General features: G+C 44.5%; 1 protein-coding gene. It reads right to left on the reverse strand.

All coding sequences use genetic code 11. The features are described from left to right. Window positions 1-521, reverse strand: a 521-nt coding sequence (locus BVC88_RS21460) for a SprB repeat-containing protein (RefSeq protein ID WP_175574470.1), incomplete at both ends; no start/stop codon positions are given.

A 521-nucleotide genomic window follows, 5' to 3' on the forward strand; every position in this document is an offset into this window, starting at 1 on the left:
AATTCAATGGAACCGTTATCCAGAATACCACAGGTGGTCTCCACAGCGATGACATTCGAGACTAAAAATTCACTTGGCTCCGTAATCGTATAGGTGCCAGTTTCAAAAGTACAACCTGTGGTTGTATTGCTGATTCTTACCAGATAGTCATCTGCAACCAAACCGCTGAAAAGGCCATCTGTACGAGTTTCTACAGGAGAATTATTTGATATCCGAATCAACTGATAACTGAATGGACCTACGCCAACAGGTGTTCCGATCACTTCCAAGGTACCGTCGTTCCCTCCGAAACAACTTACATTCGAGGGAATAAAATCAGCTTCAGGATTGGGATTGACAGTGATATCAATTGGGAAATCTAAATCACAACTTCCTCCTCCTCTTGCTTCTAGGGTAAAAGTATAATCCGCTGGAGCTATGTTTTCCAAAGTCAGCGTCGGAGGCTCAATCCCAATTCCAGGTGTGACGGTATAGGTACCTCCAGCAAAATTTCCGCTAGATCCACTCAGGGCAACTCCACC

It is taken from the genome of Algoriphagus marinus (assembly GCF_001936475.1).
In the GTDB taxonomy this organism is placed as follows: Bacteria; Bacteroidota; Bacteroidia; order Cytophagales; family Cyclobacteriaceae; genus Algoriphagus; species Algoriphagus marinus.